General features: G+C 70.6%; 18 protein-coding genes and 1 tRNA gene. 12 read left to right on the top strand and 7 right to left on the bottom strand.

Annotated elements, in window-relative coordinates; all coding sequences use genetic code 11:
• The first annotated feature begins 99 nt into the window (after nt 1-99).
• From ACIRL2_RS40710 to ACIRL2_RS40695, 4 genes are all read left to right on the top strand, one after another.
• Nucleotides 100-1,041 (top strand): 4-(cytidine 5'-diphospho)-2-C-methyl-D-erythritol kinase, encoded by a 942-nt coding sequence (locus tag ACIRL2_RS40710; protein WP_395864164.1) that lies wholly within the window; start codon nt 100-102, stop codon nt 1,039-1,041.
• Nucleotides 1,042-1,093: 52 nt separating this feature from the next.
• On the top strand, nt 1,094-2,875 hold the full coding sequence (locus ACIRL2_RS40705) for an ABC-F family ATP-binding cassette domain-containing protein (protein WP_395864713.1): 1,782 nt from the start codon (nt 1,094-1,096) through the stop codon (nt 2,873-2,875).
• Between the two features lie 398 nt (nt 2,876-3,273).
• The gene (locus tag ACIRL2_RS40700) at nt 3,274-4,833 is read left to right on the top strand and encodes a polysaccharide biosynthesis protein (RefSeq protein WP_395864162.1); all 1,560 of its coding nucleotides are present in this window, start codon (nt 3,274-3,276) and stop codon (nt 4,831-4,833) included.
• Between the two features lie 154 nt (nt 4,834-4,987).
• On the top strand, nt 4,988-5,416 hold the full coding sequence (locus ACIRL2_RS40695) for a pyridoxamine 5'-phosphate oxidase family protein (RefSeq protein WP_395864160.1): 429 nt from the start codon (nt 4,988-4,990) through the stop codon (nt 5,414-5,416).
• Between the two features lie 39 nt (nt 5,417-5,455).
• Here ACIRL2_RS40695 and ACIRL2_RS40690 read toward each other — a convergent pair whose 3' ends face one another.
• Nucleotides 5,456-5,722 (bottom strand): hypothetical protein, encoded by a 267-nt coding sequence (locus ACIRL2_RS40690; protein ID WP_402239210.1) that lies wholly within the window; start codon nt 5,720-5,722, stop codon nt 5,456-5,458.
• Nucleotides 5,723-6,156: 434 nt separating this feature from the next.
• On the opposite strand from ACIRL2_RS40690, the gene eno reads away from it, so the two are divergent.
• The 4 genes from eno (at nt 6,157) to ACIRL2_RS40670 (ending at nt 9,735) form a co-directional block, all read left to right on the top strand.
• Nucleotides 6,157-7,437: a phosphopyruvate hydratase gene (gene eno, locus ACIRL2_RS40685; protein WP_395864156.1), complete on the top strand. Its 1,281-nt coding sequence runs from the start codon at nt 6,157-6,159 to the stop codon at nt 7,435-7,437.
• 56 nt (nt 7,438-7,493) lie between these two features.
• The gene (locus ACIRL2_RS40680) at nt 7,494-8,111 is read left to right on the top strand and encodes a septum formation initiator family protein (protein WP_395864154.1); all 618 of its coding nucleotides are present in this window, start codon (nt 7,494-7,496) and stop codon (nt 8,109-8,111) included.
• A 140-nt stretch (nt 8,112-8,251) separates the two neighbouring features.
• Nucleotides 8,252-8,794 carry a DUF501 domain-containing protein gene (locus ACIRL2_RS40675; protein WP_395864152.1) on the top strand — a complete coding sequence of 181 codons (543 nt, stop codon included), beginning with the start codon at nt 8,252-8,254 and terminating at the stop codon, nt 8,792-8,794.
• Nucleotides 8,791-9,735, top strand: a complete 945-nt coding sequence (locus ACIRL2_RS40670) for an exopolyphosphatase (RefSeq protein ID WP_395864151.1) — start codon at nt 8,791-8,793, stop codon at nt 9,733-9,735. The genes ACIRL2_RS40675 and ACIRL2_RS40670 overlap by 4 nt, the downstream gene beginning before the upstream one ends.
• A 1-nt stretch (nt 9,736) precedes the next feature.
• Here ACIRL2_RS40670 and ACIRL2_RS40665 read toward each other — a convergent pair whose 3' ends face one another.
• Together ACIRL2_RS40665 and ACIRL2_RS40660 are read right to left on the bottom strand one after the other, a co-directional pair.
• Nucleotides 9,737-10,006, bottom strand: a complete 270-nt coding sequence (locus ACIRL2_RS40665) for a type II toxin-antitoxin system RelE/ParE family toxin (RefSeq protein ID WP_402239207.1) — start codon at nt 10,004-10,006, stop codon at nt 9,737-9,739.
• On the bottom strand, nt 10,003-10,287 hold the full coding sequence (locus ACIRL2_RS40660) for a type II toxin-antitoxin system prevent-host-death family antitoxin (RefSeq protein WP_402239204.1): 285 nt from the start codon (nt 10,285-10,287) through the stop codon (nt 10,003-10,005). Before ACIRL2_RS40660 ends, ACIRL2_RS40665 begins: the two co-directional genes overlap by 4 nt.
• Before the next feature lie 366 nt (nt 10,288-10,653).
• Here ACIRL2_RS40660 and ACIRL2_RS40655 point away from each other — a divergent pair, with 366 nt between their 5' ends.
• Nucleotides 10,654-12,000 carry an NAD(P)/FAD-dependent oxidoreductase gene (locus ACIRL2_RS40655; RefSeq protein WP_395864147.1) on the top strand — a complete coding sequence of 449 codons (1,347 nt, stop codon included), beginning with the start codon at nt 10,654-10,656 and terminating at the stop codon, nt 11,998-12,000.
• Between the two features lie 270 nt (nt 12,001-12,270).
• Here the strand turns inward: ACIRL2_RS40655 and ACIRL2_RS40650 are convergent, their stop codons facing one another.
• Nucleotides 12,271-13,047 carry an ABC transporter ATP-binding protein gene (locus ACIRL2_RS40650; RefSeq protein WP_395864146.1) on the bottom strand — a complete coding sequence of 259 codons (777 nt, stop codon included), beginning with the start codon at nt 13,045-13,047 and terminating at the stop codon, nt 12,271-12,273.
• A 262-nt stretch (nt 13,048-13,309) separates the two neighbouring features.
• Here ACIRL2_RS40650 and ACIRL2_RS40645 point away from each other — a divergent pair.
• A tRNA-Leu gene (locus ACIRL2_RS40645) sits at nt 13,310-13,391 on the top strand.
• A 323-nt stretch (nt 13,392-13,714) separates the two neighbouring features.
• The gene (locus tag ACIRL2_RS40640; protein ID WP_395864144.1) at nt 13,715-14,569 is read left to right on the top strand and encodes a Bax inhibitor-1/YccA family protein; all 855 of its coding nucleotides are present in this window, start codon (nt 13,715-13,717) and stop codon (nt 14,567-14,569) included.
• A gap of 201 nt (nt 14,570-14,770) precedes the next feature.
• On the opposite strand, the gene ACIRL2_RS40635 is transcribed toward ACIRL2_RS40640, so the two are convergent.
• Nucleotides 14,771-15,004, bottom strand: coding sequence for a DUF4287 domain-containing protein (locus tag ACIRL2_RS40635; protein ID WP_395864142.1), 234 nt, complete (start codon nt 15,002-15,004; stop codon nt 14,771-14,773).
• 169 nt (nt 15,005-15,173) lie between these two features.
• Between ACIRL2_RS40635 and ACIRL2_RS40630 the strand changes: the two genes are divergently transcribed.
• Nucleotides 15,174-15,545 (top strand): hypothetical protein, encoded by a 372-nt coding sequence (locus ACIRL2_RS40630; RefSeq protein ID WP_395864140.1) that lies wholly within the window; start codon nt 15,174-15,176, stop codon nt 15,543-15,545.
• 66 nt (nt 15,546-15,611) lie between these two features.
• Here the strand turns inward: ACIRL2_RS40630 and ACIRL2_RS40625 are convergent, their stop codons facing one another.
• Together ACIRL2_RS40625 and ACIRL2_RS40620 are read right to left on the bottom strand one after the other, a co-directional pair.
• The gene (locus ACIRL2_RS40625) at nt 15,612-16,214 is read right to left on the bottom strand and encodes a hypothetical protein (RefSeq protein WP_395864138.1); all 603 of its coding nucleotides are present in this window, start codon (nt 16,212-16,214) and stop codon (nt 15,612-15,614) included.
• Nucleotides 16,215-16,432: 218 nt separating this feature from the next.
• Nucleotides 16,433-16,540 (bottom strand): hypothetical protein (locus tag ACIRL2_RS40620; RefSeq protein WP_402237517.1); only part of this gene is annotated, 108 nt, incomplete at its 5' end.

Below are 16,540 nucleotides of genomic sequence, written 5' to 3'. Positions count from 1 at the left end.
CGCGGTGCCGCCGTCGATACCATCGGCGACGGTGCCGAGGAGTTCGCACGGCCCCCGTCCGAAGAGGCCCGACAGGGCCACGAAGGAGTTCCACGAGCCGTGTCTTCCGTCACCGTCAGTGTTCCCGCGAAGGTCAACCTGCAACTCGCGGTCGGTGGGGTGCGGCCGGACGGCTTCCACGAGCTGGTCAGCGTCTTCCACGCCGTGTCGTTGTACGACGAGGTCACCGTCACGCCCGCGGACCGGCTGAGCCTGGCCTGCGAGGGCGAGGGCATCGCCGAGGTCCCGCTGGACCACAGCAACCTGGCCGCGCGCGCGGCGATCCTGCTCGCCGACCGGCTCGGGCGCGAGCCGAACGTGCGCATCCACATCCGCAAGGGCATTCCGGTCGCCGGCGGCATGGCCGGCGGCAGCGCGGACGCGGCGGCGACGCTGCTCGCCTGCGACACGCTCTGGCGCGGCGACACGCCTCGCGAGATGCTGCGCCGGCTCGGCGCGGAGTTGGGCAGCGACGTGCCGTTCTCCGACCTGGGCGGCACCGCGATCGGCACCGGGCGGGGCGAGCGGTTGGCCTCGGTGCCGACCACGGCGCGTTTCCACTGGGTGTTCGCGCTGGCCGACGGCGGCCTGTCGACGCCGGCCGTGTACGGCGAGTGCGACCGGTTGCGCGAGGTGGCGGGCGAGGCGGTCGGGCGGCCCGCGCCGCGCGAGGAACTGATCGCCGCGCTGCGGGCCGGCGACGCGCACGCGTTGGGCGCGAACCTGGTCAACGACCTGCAACCGGCTGCGCTGTCGTTGCGGCCCGCGTTGGCCGCGACGCTGCGCGCGGGCATGGCCGCGGGCGCGGTCGGCTCGCTGGTGTCCGGGTCCGGACCGACGTGCGCGTTCCTGGCGCCGGACCGGGAGACCGCGCACGTGGTGGCCGAGCGGCTCACCGGATCGGGCACCTGCCGGGCCGCGCGGGTCGCCTTCGGCGCGGTGCCCGGGGCCCGGGTGTTGCCGCGTCGGGTCGTTCCGGTGGAGCGCGAGAACACCGTGTAGTTCGGACCGTTAGAGTTGGTCGAATGCGAGCGTTGCGGTATGGCGGTTCGGTCTGATGGCGAACCTGGTCAATCTTGAGTCAGTCGGCAAGGCGTATGTCATGCGCACCCTGCTCGACGAGGTGTCCCTCGGCGTCGCCGAAGGCGACCGGATCGGGGTCGTGGGCCGCAACGGGGACGGCAAGACCACGCTGATCCGGGTGATGGCCCAGCGGGAGCCGGTCGATTCGGGCCGGGTCACCCACGTGGGCGGCCTCAGCCTGGGCATCCTGAGCCAGCAGGACGACCTCGACCCGGCGGCGACCGTGCGCCAGGAGATCGTCGGCGACCGCCCCGAACACGAATGGGCGGGCGACGCGCGCATCCGCGACGTGCTGACCGGGCTGTTCGGCGGGCTGGCCATGCCCGGCTTCGAGAGCGGCATCGACTCGGTGATCGGCCCGCTGTCCGGCGGCGAGCGGCGCCGGATCGCGCTGGCGAAGCTGCTGATCGAAGAGCACGACCTGATCATCCTGGACGAGCCGACCAACCACCTCGACGTCGAGGGCATCGCGTGGCTGGCCGGCCACCTCAAGACCCGGCGCTCCGCGCTCGTCGTGGTCACCCACGACCGCTGGTTCCTGGACGAGGTCTGCACCCGTACGTGGGACGTGCAGGGTGGCAAGGTGCACGACTACGAGGGCGGCTACTCGGCGTACGTGCTGGCCCGGGCCGAGCGCGCGCGGATCGCGAGCACCGAGGAGACCAAGCGGCAGAACCTGGTCCGCAAGGAGCTGGCCTGGCTGCGCCGCGGTGCCCCGGCCCGCACCTCCAAGCCCAAGTTCCGGATCGAGGCGGCGAACGAGCTGATCGCGGACGAGCCGCCGCCGCGCGACACCCTGGCGCTGCGCGGCTTCGCCAACGCGCGGCTGGGCAAGACCGTGTTCGAACTGCTCGACGTGCGGATCGAGGCGGGCCCCAAGACGCTGCTGGAGCACCTGACCTGGAATCTGGGCCCGGGCGACCGGATCGGTCTGGTCGGCGTCAACGGCGCGGGCAAGACCTCGCTGCTGCGCGCGCTCAAGGACGCGGCGTACCAGGAGAAGCAGCCGGCCGCCGGCAAGGTCGTGGTCGGCCGTACCGTCAAGCTCGCCTACCTCTCCCAGGAGGTCGCCGAACTCCCGCCCACGCTGCGGGTGCTGGAGGCGGTGTCGCAGATCCGCGAGCGGGTCGAGATCGGCAAGGGCAAGGAACTGACGGCCGGTCAGCTCTGCGAGCAGTTCGGCTTCACCGGCGAGAAGCAGTGGACGCCGGTCTCCGACCTGTCCGGTGGCGAGCGCCGCCGTCTGCAACTGCTGCGGTTGTTGATGGACGAGCCGAACGTGCTGTTCATGGACGAACCGACCAACGACCTGGACATCGAGACGCTGACCCAGTTGGAGGACCTGCTGGACGGCTGGCCGGGATCGCTGGTGATCGTCAGCCACGACCGGTACTTCATCGAGCGCACCACGGACACCGTGCTCGCGCTGCTCGGGGACCGCACACTGCGGATGTTGCCGGGCGGCATCGAGGAATACCTCAAGCGCCGTAGGGACGCGGTCGAGGCCGGGGCGACCGCCGCGCCGACCCGGCGCGGTTCCGGTGACACCCGTGCGGCGAAGAAGGAACTCCAGCGGGTGGAGCGGCAGTTGACCAAGCTGGCCGACCGGGAGAAGAAGGTGCACGACGGCTTGGCCGAGCACGCCACCGACTTCGACAAGGTCTCCGCGCTGGACGCCGAACTGCGCGCGATCCGGGACGAGCGCGACGAGTTGGAGATGCGCTGGCTGGAGCTGGCGGAGGAGACGGAGTAACGCCGGCGGCCGGGCGCCTCGGGGGGCGGCCGGCCGACGCGACACGTGTCGGCCTCGGTGTCGGCCGTGGTCGGGCATGGCGGGACGACGGCACGGAAACGAGCAGGGAACACCCCGATGATCACGGGGTGATGCTTCGCGCACACGGAAAAGGCGAAGTTGCGGGCGTTTGGGCAAAACCGCGACGGGGGCCGAGGGTGGGCCGTACGCTGAATCCCGAGTGCCGGTGGTTGCCTGCGCGGTTGTTGGTCCACCCGATGCGCCTGGGCCGCAAGTGACGTCGCGACTGTGGGGCCACCGGGGTCGTGGGGGCAATTGGGGCAGTCGCGTACGACCGCCGGGGTGGGGCGTGGTGCGATGGGGAGGGACGTCCATCCGCACCGGCGTGTCGGTGCCGCATGTGGTCGGTGCACGATCCGATGCCGATCACGCTGCACCTGACCAAGGGGGGCTTGATGGGTCGGAGTTCGGCAGCGACGGATATTTCGGGAGCGGGTCTGCGGACCCTGGTCGTGGGGGCCGGGTCGGCGGGCAGCGCATTGGCGCGGGATCTGTTGCGGACACCCGATTTCGGGTTGCGTCCGATCGGATTTCTCGACGACGACCCCGACAAGGACGGGGTACGCGTCGCCGACGCGGACAATCCACAACATCTACTTCCGGTCCTGGGCGGCCTGGCCACCCTGACCGACGTGGCACTGGAGCACGGCATCGAGGTGGTCGTGCTGGCCATCCCGGGGCTTCCGCACGAGGAGTTTCGCAAGGTGGCCGCCGGGGCCGCCGCGATCGGCGCCGCGGTGCGGTATCTGCCGTCCTTCCTGGTCGCGTTGCGGCGCGACGTGGTCGGCAGCGACATGCGCATGCTCGACGTCAACCGACTGATCGGTCGGCAGGAACTGCATGTGGTCTCGGCGTCCGTGCGCGAGGTGATCGCGGGCCGCCGGGTACTGATCACCGGCGCGGGCGGCTCGATCGGCAGCGAGTTGTGCCGGCAGGTGTACGGCTTCGGGCCGAGCCGGATGTACATGCTCGACCACGACGAGTCCAACCTGCACCGCCTCCAACTCGACGTGTGGGGCGAGGCGTTGCTCGACGACGAGACGCTGGTGATCGCGGACATCCGGGATCGGCCGCGGATCGAGCAGCTCTTTCATGATCTCAAGCCGGAGGTGGTCTTCCACGCCGCCGCGCACAAGCACCTGCCGCTGTTGGAGCGGCATCCGTGCGAGGCGGTCAAGTCCAATGTGCTGGGCACGGAGAACCTGGTCCGGGCCGCGCTCGACGTGGGGGTCGAGCGGTTCGTGCTGATCTCCACGGACAAGGCGGCCGACCCGGTCTCGGTGCTCGGCGCGACCAAGCGGCTCGCCGAACTGATCGTGCAGGCCAACACGCAGGCGCCCGGGGTGTTCGCGGGCGTGCGTTTCGGCAACGTGCTGGGCAGCCGGGGCTCTTTGTTGTCCGTACTGGCCGAGCAACTGCGCGCGGGCGGCCCGGTCACCGTCACGCACCCGGACGTCACCCGGTTCTTCATGACCATCGAGGAGGCCGTGGGACTGGTCCTGGAGGCGGGTCGGATGGCCCAGGGCGGGGAGATCTTCGTCCTGGACATGGGCGAGCCGGTACGGATCGTGGACCTGGTGCACAAGTTCGCCGAACAGGTGAATCTGCCCAACGTGCCGATCCGCTTCACCGGCCTGCGTCCGGGCGAGAAACTCAACGAGGCGCTGTTCTCGGCCACCGAGGAGCGCCTGCCCACCGAACACCGCCGGATCCAGGCGACGGTGCCGCCGGGCCAGGCGCTGGACGCGGTGGTCCGGTTGCCGGAGCTGTACGACGCGGCGGCGGTCAACGACACGAAGGCGGTGCGCGCGCTGCTGAGCGAGCTGCTGCCGGGCTACGTCACGCCGGAGCCGGCCGGGACCGAGGTGTTGTCGGCGCCGTACCCGGACGACTTCTAGACGATCCGCACGATGCTCGTCGGGATCGGGGCGGCCCTCGTCACGATCCGGACGACGCTCGTACACCTGATGGACGCCGATCCCGTGACCGGTGGGGCGGAGGGCGCAGTACGGTGGCCACGAGGCCCCTGTGCTGCGAAAGGCGGATCCTCCGATGATCGACCCCGAACTGAGGGCGGCTCTGGACGCGATGCTCGGCGATCCGGAGCACTGGGTGCACGTGGGCACGGTGACCCCGACGGGGGAGCCGCACGTGACACCCGTGATGCTCGCGTACGACGACGAGTACCTCTACCTCAGCCTCACCGGCCGCACCAAGAAGGCCAACCTGGAACACGATCCGCGGGTCTGTCTGTCGATGGCGCGGGACGGCGACATCGCGCACGTCATCGTGTGGGGCGAGGTCGCCATGCGCGAGGACGAGTGGGCGCAGGAGCGCTGGGAGTTCGCGATGCGGCACATCCTGGGCGATGAGGGCCTGGCACAACAGCGCCGCCCGCTGTCCCGCGAGGGTACGAGCCTGGGCGTGGTCACCCCGAAGCGCTGGCGGGTCTTCGGCCTGGGCCGGGGCCCGGGTTCGTGAGTCCGCCGCACCAGCGCGCGCGGCGATCGTGACCCCGGGTCAGCCGTGCAGCGCCTCGTCGGCCTCGCGGTGGATCTCCGCCTGCGCGAACAACACCGAGGCCACGTAGCACGGCAACGCGATCAACGCGGCGACGAGCACGACATCCTCGGCCCGAAGCAAACTCGTCGCGACCCCGATCAACGCCAGCGCCAACGGCAACCACCGCCGCCAGGCCGCCAGTTCACGCATCCGCACGACCCGTGCGGCTCGTGCGAGCACCGCCCCGCCCGCCACCGCCACAAAGCCGATCGCCAGCAACTCCACAGCAGTACAAGGGCCTTCCGGGCAGGTGATCGACGCGAACGCCCCCAAGCAAACCAGAAGTTCCCCGGGTCCGCCCCCGATCGAGCCGCCCGAACCCGCGCGACGCGGGTCGCGCCGCGGCCTCGCCCGTCAGGTCCGTCGCGGCGACCCGCACGCCGGATCGGCCCGCCGTACCGGGCCCGGCCGGGCCGTCGGACGCGATCGAACTCCCGATCGTCGGCGTACGGGCCACCCGCGTGCGGCGCCGATGTACCCCGCCGCTCGGCGCGGTCGTGGGTGCCGTGCCCGTCGACCGGGGGCCGCCCCGGTCAATCCGTTCACGTTCCCGTCACCCGACAGTCGCCCACAGCCACCTCTTCCCGGGCGAATCCGACGGCGGGCTGCTACTAGGCTGGCCCGGCAGACCAGCGTGCCCCTTGATCAAGGAGAAACTCGTGCCGTCCATCGACGTCATCCACGCCCGGGAGATCCTGGACTCCCGAGGGAACCCCACGGTGGAGGTCGAGGTCGTCCTCGACGACGGCAGCTCGGGCCGTGCCGCCGTGCCGTCCGGCGCTTCCACCGGCGCCTTCGAGGCCGTCGAACTGCGTGACGGCGACGAGAGCCGCTACGGCGGCAAGGGTGTGCAGAAGGCCGTCGACGCGGTCAACGAGCGCATCTACGAGGAGATCGCCGGCACCGAGGCGGACGACCAGCGGCTGATCGACCAGGCGATGATCGACCTGGACGGGACCGAGAACAAGGCCGAGCTCGGCGCCAACGCGATCCTGGGCGTCTCGCTCGCCGTCGCGCACGCCGCCGCCGAATCGGTGAATCTGCCGCTGTTCCGCTACCTCGGCGGCCCGAACGCGCACGTGCTCCCGGTGCCGATGATGAACATCCTCAACGGTGGTGCGCACGCCGACACCAACGTCGACATCCAGGAGTTCATGATCGCGCCGATCGGCGCGGAGACCTTCGCCGAGGCGGTGCGCTGGGGCACCGAGGTCTACCACTGCCTCAAGTCCGTGCTCAAGGCCCGCGGCCTGGTCACCAGCATCGGCGACGAGGGCGGCTTCGCGCCGAACCTGGAGAGCAACCGCGCCGCGCTCGACCTGATCGTCGAGGCGATCGAGATGGCCGGCTACACCCCGGGCACCGACATCGCGCTCGCGCTCGACGTGGCCGCGTCCGAGTTCCACACCGACGGCGCGTACGTGTTCGAGGGCGCCAAGAAGACCTCCGCCGAGATGTCGGCCTACTACGCCGAGTTGGTCGCGGCGTACCCGCTGGTGTCGATCGAGGACCCGCTGGACGAGAGCGACTGGGAGGGCTGGGTCGCGCTCACCGCGCAGCTCGGCGACAAGGTCCAGCTCGTCGGCGACGACCTGTTCGTGACCAACCCGGAGCGCCTGGCGCGCGGCATCGAGGAGAAGGCGGGCAACGCGCTTCTGGTGAAGGTCAACCAGATCGGCACGCTGACCGAGACCCTCGACGCCGTGTCGCTCGCCCACCGCAACGGTTACCGGTGCATGATGAGTCACCGGTCCGGCGAGACCGAGGACACCACGATCGCGGACCTCGCGGTGGCCACGGACTGCGGCCAGATCAAGACCGGCGCCCCGGCGCGCTCCGACCGGGTGGCCAAGTACAACCAGTTGCTGCGCATCGAGGAGATCCTCGACGACGCGGCGGAGTACGCCGGCCGCGGCGCGTTCCCGCGCTTCGACGGCTGACACCGGGTCGAGCGGAACACCGCCGGCACCGCATCGGGACAACGGCGGGAGGACGCGTGAGCGAGCAGCGCGAGGACGGTCGCAGGACGGCCGCCCCGAGCGGGGCAGCCCGCGCGTCCCGGGCCGTCGCGCCGCCGCGTCAGGCACGCGGTGGCCGTCCGGCGGCACCGGCCAAACCGAAGGTCGTCGCCGCGGTCGAGTCCATCAAGGACTCGTCCGCGGCGGCGAGCCTGGGTCGGCTGCGCCGGCGCGGGGGCGGCAAGTGGATCGTGCTGACCCTGGTGGTGCTGAGCCTGGCCGTCGCGCTGGTCTACCCGTTGCGCCAGTACCTGGACCAACGGGCCGAGGTGGACGACCTGCGCGAGAGCACCCGCAGGCAGCAGGCCGAGACCGAACGCATGCGGTCCGACCTGGAACGCTGGAACGACCCGGCGTACGTACGGCAACAGGCGCGCGAGCGGCTGCACTTCGTCTACCCGGGCGATACCGCCTACCTGGTGGTGCCGCAGCCGGGCGAGCCGGGCAACCCGGCGCCGCCCACGCCCGCCCAGGCCGGTTCGCCGCCCTGGTATCGCAGCCTGTGGGACTCCACGCGCGACGCGGACCGGGCCGGCGCGCCGACGCCGAGCGCGGCGCCCTCGCCCACTCCGACGCCCGCCGCGTCGATCGGCTAGTACCGGGCGCCGAGAACGGCGATCCTTGTCCGGTGGCACCGGCGAGCGGCCGGCTCGAACCCGAGCGGGACCGGTACGGCGCGGCACGCGGATCGAACGTCGGTCCGAAGCACTCAGCGAAACAGGAAATACTCTCCTACATGGATCAGCAGGACATCGACGCCGTCAAGGCGCAGCTCGGCCGTACCCCGCGTGGTCTGCGCGGCGTCGCACACCGGTGCCCGTGCGGGCTTCCGGACGTCGTGGAGACCGCTCCACGCCTGGAGGACGGCTCGCCGTTCCCGACGCTGTACTACCTGACCTGCCCGCGGGCGGCGTCCGCGATCGGCACGCTCGAGGCGAACAACGTCATGCGCGAGATGAGCGCGCGCCTGGCCGAGGACGAGGACCTCGCGGCTCGATACGCCGCCGCGCACGAGGACTACATCGCGCGCCGGGACGCGATCGAGGTGCTGGAGGGCTTCCCGTCCGCCGGGGGCATGCCGGATCGGGTCAAGTGCCTGCACGTCCTGGCCGGCCACGCGCTGGCCGCCGGACGCGGGGTGAACCCGCTCGGCGACGAGACGTTGGACGCGCTGCCGGACTGGTGGGCCAAGGGCCCGTGCGTGTGTGTGGACAAGCCGGACGAGGCGACAGAGGCCGCCGAGGCCGAGGCCGCAGCCACGGAGGACGAGACCCGATGACCCGACGCGTCGCCGCGATCGACTGCGGCACCAACTCGATCCGCCTGCTGGTCGCCGACCTGGACCCGGCCACCGGGACGCTGGTCGACCTGGACCGGCGGATGCGGATCGTCCGGCTCGGCCAGGGCGTCGACCGGACCGGCAGGCTCGCTCCGGAGGCGCTGGAGCGCACGTTCGACGCGTGCCGCGACTACGCCAAGACGATCGGCGAACTCGGCGCCGAGCGGGTGCGCTTCGTGGCCACCAGCGCGAGCCGCGACGCGGAGAACCGGGACGTGTTCCGGGACGGCGTGCGGGAGATCCTGGGCGTCGAGCCCGAGGTGGTCTCCGGCGACGAGGAGGCCACGCTGTCCTTCACCGGGGCCACCCGCGAACTGGCCGGCACCGGCGCGGTCGAGACGCCGTACCTGGTGGTCGACATCGGCGGCGGGTCCACCGAGTTCGTGCTGGGCACCGACCGGCCCGAGGCGGCGCGCTCGGTGGACATCGGCTGCGTCCGGATGACCGAGCGGCACCTGCGTGAGGACCCGCCGACTCGGGCCCAGATCGCCGCCGCCATCGCCGACATCGAGGCCGCGACAGCGCAGGCCGCGGCGGTGGTCCCGATGGACCGCGCCCGCACGCTGGTCGGCCTGGCCGGCTCGGTCACCACGGTCGCCGGCATCGCGCTGGACCTGCCCGAGTACGACTCCACCGCCATCCACCACGCCCGGCTGACCCTCGATCAGGTCCGCGCGGTGACCACCCGGCTGCTGGCCGCCACACACGCCGAACGCGCGGCGATCCCGGTCCTGCACCCGGGCCGCGTGGACGTGATCGGCGCGGGCGCACTGGTCCTGCGCACGATCATGGAACGCACCGGTCTGACCGAGGTCGTCGTCAGCGAACACGACATCCTGGACGGCATCGCCTGGTCGGTGGCGGAAGACCCCGAGTGGTAGGTCAGAGATTCCGGTACACAGCGCGGCGGTCGCCGACCTTGACCGCGAGGACGACGAGTTCACCGTCGCGCACCTCGTAGGCGATCCGGTAGTTGCCTACCCGAAGCCGATACAGGCCGGACGGTCCGGTGAGCTTCTTGATGTCAGCGTCCTCGCGATAGGGGTCGTCGCCCAGCGCGGTCAGCGCGGCCAGGATTCGCATGGCCGCGGGTCGGTCGATCGCTCGCAGTTGGCGTTGCGCGGCGGTGGTGAAACGGAAGGCGTACTTCATGCCGTGTCTTCGCTGTGCTCGGCGAACAGATCCGCCAGCAACTCGGCCATCGTCACGGTCGGACCGCCTTCGGCCAAGACCGCCTCGGCCTCACGCGCCAGCATTTCGTCGGTGGCTGCCTCCAGCGCCTCGAAATCCGCGATCGGTACCAGCGCGGCCACCGGAGTCCCGTTTCGGGTGATCACCGTCGTGGTGCCGTGTTCGGCGCGATTGATGTGGTCCGCCAGGTGCGCGCGGGATCGTTTGCCGGGTCGATGGCGGAACCAAGGAGCCGTGTCCATCGTTCGGACTCGGGGAAAAGTTTGTGAATCCCTTCACATGCCCCCGGAGGCAAAACTTGGCCATGTGGGGCCGTTTTCCTCGTGACGGGTCGGTCGGACGCCGCCGTCGCCTTCGAAGACGGTGGTCGCCGGCGGTTCGAGGTGGAGATCACATTGCGCCGTCCCGGGGTACCTCGGGCAGGATCGACGCAGGTCATCGGGACCGAGTCGGCGGACAAGCCGGCCGATTATGGTCGAGTGGATCTTCCTCGACCGCACACCGTGCACAAATGCACAAGCAAAAGGACGAAGGGTACCAGACGGCCCGTTCGGTACTGCGCGCGGCCTCGAAGCACCGGCGCGTTCGATCGGTGGATACTTCCAAACATGAGCAACACGGATCGCCCTCGCATCCTTATCGTCGGCGGCGGCTACGTTGGTCTGTACGCCGCGCAGCGCATCCTCAAGAAGATGCGTTACGGCGAAGCGACCGTCACGGTCGTCGACCCGCGGTCGTACATGACCTACCAGCCCTTCCTCCCGGAAGCGGCCGCCGGCAGCATCTCACCGCGCCATGTCGTGGTGCCGCTGCGCCGTGTCCTGCCCAAGGCCGAGATCGTCAACGGCCGGGTCACCTCCGTCGACCACGACCGCAAGGTCGCGCTCGTCGAGCCGCTCGCGGGCGAGTCCTACGAGCTCGGCTTCGACTACATCGTCATCGCGCTCGGCTCGATATCGCGGACCTTCCCGATTCCCGGCCTGGCCGAGAACGGTATCGGTCTCAAGACCATCGAAGAAGCCATCGCGCTGCGCAACCACGTGCTCGGGCAGCTCGACCTGGCCGACTCCACCACCGACGCGGAGATCCGCCGCAAGGCGTTGACCTTCTGCTTCGTCGGTGGCGGCTTCGCCGGCATCGAGGCGCTGGCCGAGGTCGAGGACATGGCGCGCGACGCGGTGCGCTACTACAAGAACCTCAAGCGCGAGGACATGCGCTTCGTGATGGTGGAGGCGGCCAACCGCATCCTCCCCGAGGTCGGTCCGGAGCTCGGCGCCTGGACGCTGGAGCGCCTCAAGGCCCGGGACATCGAGTTCCACCTGGAGACGTCGCTCAAGTCCTGCGTCGACAAGCACTGCGTGCTCTCCAACGACGTCGAGTTCGACGCCTCCACGATCCTGTGGACCGCGGGCGTCAAGCCGAACCCGGTGCTGTCCGAGTACGGTCTGCCGCTCGGCCCGCGCGGCCACGTGGACACCCGCACCACCCTCCAGGTGGTCGGCATGGACAACGTGTTCGCCGCCGGCGACAACGCGCAGGTTCCGGACCTGGCCGCGGGTGAGGGTGCCTGGTGCCCGCCGAACGCGCAGCACGCGGTACGGCAGGCGCGCGTCCTGGGCGACAACGTCGTCTCGGTGATGCGTGGGTTCCCGCCGAGCGACTACAAGCACAAGAACCTCGGTGCGGTGGCCGGCCTCGGTCTGCACAAGGGCGTCGCGGTGATGTTCGGCAAGTTCAAGCTCAAGGGGCTGCCGGCGTGGCTGTTCCACCGCACGTACCACGGTGCGATGGTGCCGACGTTCAACCGTAAGTTCCGGGTGTTCGCCGACTGGACGCTGTCCGCGTTCTTCCGGCGCGAGATCGTCTCGCTCGGGGCGATGGAGCACCCGCGGGACGAGTTCGCGGAGGCGGCACTCCCGCCGGTGCCGCGGGTCGAGCCCGCGGTCAAGGGGTAGTTGCCCACGTTCTGCGGGATGGGCCCGGTACGCCACGTGCGTACCGGGTCCTTTCGCGTCTGCCCTCAAGCGCCGGGCGGGCTGGGGGGTTTGCGGACCGGGCTGCGCTTCGGGGGCCTGGGTGGGTTGTCCTCAAACGCCGGACGGGCCGAAGGGGGTTGCGAACCGGACCGAGGGGCTTTGCGGACGGGACCGAGGGGGCTTCGTGGGCCGGGCCGGCCGGGGAAGTGTGCGGACTGGGCCGGGGGCTTTGCGACCGGCCGGGTGGGGTTACGCGGTGCGGGTGGCGTCGAAGCGTTTCATGCGTTCGAGGACCAGGTCCGAGGTGGGATCGAGCATTTCGTCGACGATTCGGCCGTCGGCCAGGAAGAGGACTCGGTCCGCGTAGGAGGCGGCGTTCGGGTCGTGGGTGACCATGACGATGGTTTGGCCGCTCTCGCGTACCGAGGCGCGCAGGAAGCCCAGGACCTCGGCGCCCGAGCGGGAGTCCAGGTTGCCCGTCGGTTCGTCGGCGAAGATGATCTCCGGTCTGCTCGCCAGGGCCCGCGCACACGCGACACGTTGCTGCTGACCGCCGGACAGTTCGCTCGGACGGTGCTTCAGCCGGTCGCGCAGGTCGACCGTCTCGATCACATGGTCCAACCACTCCTGGTCCGGTTTCACACCCGCGATGTCCATGGGCAGCGTGATGTTCTCCAACGCGGTCAGCGTCGGGAGCAGGTTGAACGCCTGGAAGACGAAGCCGACCTTCTCCCGCCGCAGCCGGGTCAGCTTCTTGTCGTCGAGTGAGGACAACTCCACGTCGCCCAGCCGGACCGAGCCGGTCGAGATCGAGTCCAGGCCCGCCATGCAGTGCATCAGCGTGGACTTGCCCGACCCGGAGGGGCCCATGATCGCGGTGTACTCCGCGCGCCGGAACCCGACCGAGACGTCGTCGAGCGCGAGCACTCGTGTCTCGCCCGTGCCGTAGATCTTGCTGATGCCGGTGGCGACGGCGGCGAGTTCGCCGTGGGCCCCGACTCCCGCGATGGGTTCGGTGGCGGTCACATCGGGCCTCTTTCGTTGCGGTCCTGATCGGGCCCGCATCGGCCGGCCCTCGACCCCGTGGTCCTACCCAGGTGCACCGGGCGAATGCGGAACTCCCCTGCTCAGCCGCCCCAAACCGCTCATTCGGCACCATCCGTACGGCATCCGGACGGGTCGCCCCCGGTCGCTCTCCGCGATCGAACAGGCCCGCGGAACGGGTCCGAGGGGGCTCCGAATCCAAGAGGCCAACCCGGTGCGCCGGGGCCGCTACGCTCAGCATCGCCCCCGGATGGTGGAACGCAGACACGAGGAGCTTAAACCTCCTTGGCCGCAAGGCCGTGCGGGTTCGAGTCCCGCTCCGGGGACAACTCGAAAATGCCGCTGACCTGCAAGAATGCCGTACGGCCGCGGATCGGCGGCGGCGGGCCTCGGTGGTCTGGACCACCGACCGGGCATATTTCCGGGCCCGCGGGCCACCCTCACTCGCGAACAGCGCAGGGTGTTCCCGTGGTGACAGCGATCGGCTTCGCGATGGATTCCATCCGACTTTTTATGACCGGACAGTGACCACGGGCACAAATCGCGTGTCCGGGGACGTTGAAAGGGAAGGATGGAAGCCCCGAGCGCTTTACTCGGGGATTACTCTCTAAAGCCAGGACCCCCACCCCGGGGGCATGGAGGAGATGACATGAGGAGCAGCAACCCGGTGCTCACGCGGCGGGGGGCGTTCGAGACCGGCCGGCAGGAGCAGGCCGGTTACGGAGCGCCGCAGCCCGGGCCGCAGGGCGCCCCGTACGGTGGGCCGCAGCAGCCGCCGGTACAGCCGATGACCCCCGAGCAGCTTCAGGAGATGTACCGGGCGCAGTCCGCCGGTCCGCTCCAGACCGGCCGGATGACCATCGACGACGTGGTCGCGCGTACCGCGATGACGTTGCTGACGGTCGTCGTCACCGGTGCGCTGTCGTGGGCCTTCCTGCCGTTCGAGAACTTCGGCTGGGCGGTCGGCGCCGCGCTCGCGGCGTTCGTCGTCGCGATGGTCGTGACCTTCAAGCGGGAGATCAGCCCGGCCCTGGTGCTGGCCTACGCCGCGCTCGAAGGTGTGTTCCTGGGTGCGATCAGCCACGCGTTCGAGGAGCAGTACAGCGGCATCGTGATCCAGGCGGTGCTCGGCACGGCCTCGGTGTTCGTCGGTGTGCTGGTCGCGTACAAGTCCGGTTGGATCAAGGTGACGAGCCGCTACGCGCGGATCGGCATGGCGATCGCGATCGGCTTCGTACTCCTCACCTTCGTCAACCTGTTCGCGATGTTGATCGCCGGCGGCGACGGCCTCGGCCTGCGCAGCGGTCCGCTCGGCATCGTGATGGGCATCCTCGGCATCCTCATCGGCGCCTTCTTCCTCTCGCTCGACTTCAACGAGATCGAGCAGTTGGCCGCTCAGGGCGTTCCGGAGAAGGAGGCCTGGCGGGCCGCGTTCGGCCTGACCGTGACCCTCGTGTGGATCTACCTGGAGGTCCTGCGCCTGTTGTCGATCCTGCGGGACTGACGCGGCGTCGCATGACGGTCCCGTGACGCCCTCATGACGGACCGACGTGCGGAGTGATCCCGAAGTGCGCAGTGGCGGTGCCCCGACGGGGGGCACCGCCACTTTCGCGTGTGCGAATGCGTGTGTGCGGAGGTGGAAGCGGTCAGCGTGGCAGGGGTCTTCGACGGCGGATCGGCGTTGGGGCGGCTTCGGGGCGGGGGATCAGCTGACCCCGCCCGGCGCGTGCCGGCGACGGTCGTGCTCGCGGACGATGGCGAGGGCGTGCCCGTGTCCGAGGTTGTGTTCGCCCTGGAGCCAGGAGACCCGGTCCTCGAACCGGGAGAAGGCCGGACCGGCCTCGATTTCCCGGAACCAGTCGGGGAGTTCGCGGCCGGTGCAGGCGGGCACCCGGGCCACGAGGTTCCGGTGGGTCTCTTCGGAGAAGTGCAAGGACATAAGCGCCTCCGGTGAGCGTTCCGTTACCCGAGCGTGCATGACGGGCGAACGGTTGGCAAGCGGTCGAAGCCGACCCGCACGCGGTGTGCGCACTGGGTACGCTCCGGTTATGTCGTCCCGCATCCCCATCCCGCCGGTCGGGAAACCGTCCGCTTCCCTCACGGTTGACGTGGCCCCGTTCGTGAAGGAGTCCGGTGCGGTCGCCGACCGGCTGCGGCACCTGTCCGAGGCCCGGTTGAAGGCGCCGCTGACCGCCCGTCAGGAGACCTCGCCGACCCGAGCCGGCGCGGCGCTCGCCTTGGCCCAGTGCCTGGCCGACCTGGCGGCCGCGGTCGAGGGCGAGCCGCTGCGCGAGGTTCCGGATCTGGGGGTGTTCGCGGTCGGCGACCAGGTGGCGGTCACCTCCGGCGATCTGGCCTCGGCGCTGGGGCTGTTGGCCGAGGAGCACACGCTGGTCCTGCAGGACGGTGAGGCCACGACGGCCGCCGACGTGGTGCGTCGGGCGCGGGAGATGGTTCGGGAGTTGTCGGCGGCGATCTGAGCGGGCGGGGCGGGCGCGGGTGCGGTTGGTGCGATGTGCGGGCCGTGCGCGGCGGGGGCGGTCCCGTTACGCCGGCGGCCGTACGTACAGGCGGTCGGCCAGTGCGTACGTGGTGTCCTCGTCCAGGCCGAAGGTCAGTGCCCAGCCGCCGCCGACCTCGCAGGTGCCGAGCAGGCGTACCGGTAGACCGAGCGAGAGCGCGACGTCGATCAGCGAGGCCGCCTCCGGGTCGCCGGGCATCACCACCAGCGAACTGCCGTCGGCGAAGTCGAGCACGTCCAAGCCGCCGGAGCCGCCGGGCGAGCCGGTGCGCACGCGGGTGATCGGGGTGGCGCCGGCGATCAGGCCGGTCAGGTAGCCGCCGGTGAGGTGGGTGGGCAGCAGCGGGGTCAGGTTTTCCGACGGATGCGGGCGCCGACCGCTCGTGTCGTCGGCCGGTGGGTCGCGGTACGCGCTCTCGTCCGCGAACTCGTCGCGCCCGGGCCCGGGGACGGTCAGCGGTGGTCGTTCGGCGTCCCGGCTGCGGAAGAGATGGTCGACGAACGCCTGGTCCCAGATCTCCGCGGCCGCGCGGGCGCGGTGTCGCCGGCACAGTCGGCGCACGAGGGTGGTCACCGCGACGGCGCACGCGGCGGTGATCAGGACGGGGACGATGTAGGCGTTCGACATGACAAGATCCGCAACCCTTGGCCGGCCCGAGGAACAGCTTCCCTTCCAGGGTCGCGCTGCCGGCCGGTTGTCGCCAGAGCGTGACATCCCTACCCGAGGGGACCTTGGGCTGCTCCGAGTGGGTGACGGCGCCGCATGGCCCGCCCGGGGTGTCCCGGACGGGCCGCACGGCATGCGTCGGACGTGCCGGGCGCGACGGCCGCGACCGGCGTGCCGGGTCAGCTCAGGCGCTCGAGCACCATCGCCATGCCCATGCCGCCGCCGACGCACATGGTCTCCAGGCCCCACTGCTTGTCGTGCCACTGCAGCGAGTTGATCAACGTGCT

This window comes from Embleya sp. NPDC127516 (assembly GCF_044765325.1).
In the GTDB taxonomy this organism is placed as follows: Bacteria; Actinomycetota; Actinomycetes; order Streptomycetales; family Streptomycetaceae; genus Embleya.
This window is presented reverse-complemented; position numbering and strand designations above follow the sequence as displayed.

What these genes read in the sequence shown, in the direction of transcription:
- ACIRL2_RS40635 (WP_395864142.1), bottom strand. Translation starts at nt 15,004, where the DNA reads ATGTCCTTGCACTTCTCCGAAGAGACCCACCGGAACCTCGTGGCCCGG.
- ACIRL2_RS40675 (WP_395864152.1), top strand. Translation starts at nt 8,252, where the DNA reads ATGGATCAGCAGGACATCGACGCCGTCAAGGCGCAGCTCGGCCGTACC.
- ACIRL2_RS40695 (WP_395864160.1), top strand. Translation starts at nt 4,988, where the DNA reads ATGATCGACCCCGAACTGAGGGCGGCTCTGGACGCGATGCTCGGCGAT.
- ACIRL2_RS40700 (WP_395864162.1), top strand. Translation starts at nt 3,274, where the DNA reads ATGTGGTCGGTGCACGATCCGATGCCGATCACGCTGCACCTGACCAAG.
- ACIRL2_RS40640 (WP_395864144.1), top strand. Translation starts at nt 13,715, where the DNA reads ATGAGGAGCAGCAACCCGGTGCTCACGCGGCGGGGGGCGTTCGAGACC.
- ACIRL2_RS40655 (WP_395864147.1), top strand. Translation starts at nt 10,654, where the DNA reads ATGAGCAACACGGATCGCCCTCGCATCCTTATCGTCGGCGGCGGCTAC.
- ACIRL2_RS40660 (WP_402239204.1), bottom strand. Translation starts at nt 10,287, where the DNA reads ATGGACACGGCTCCTTGGTTCCGCCATCGACCCGGCAAACGATCCCGC.
- ACIRL2_RS40670 (WP_395864151.1), top strand. Translation starts at nt 8,791, where the DNA reads ATGACCCGACGCGTCGCCGCGATCGACTGCGGCACCAACTCGATCCGC.
- ACIRL2_RS40625 (WP_395864138.1), bottom strand. Translation starts at nt 16,214, where the DNA reads ATGTCGAACGCCTACATCGTCCCCGTCCTGATCACCGCCGCGTGCGCC.
- ACIRL2_RS40665 (WP_402239207.1), bottom strand. Translation starts at nt 10,006, where the DNA reads ATGAAGTACGCCTTCCGTTTCACCACCGCCGCGCAACGCCAACTGCGA.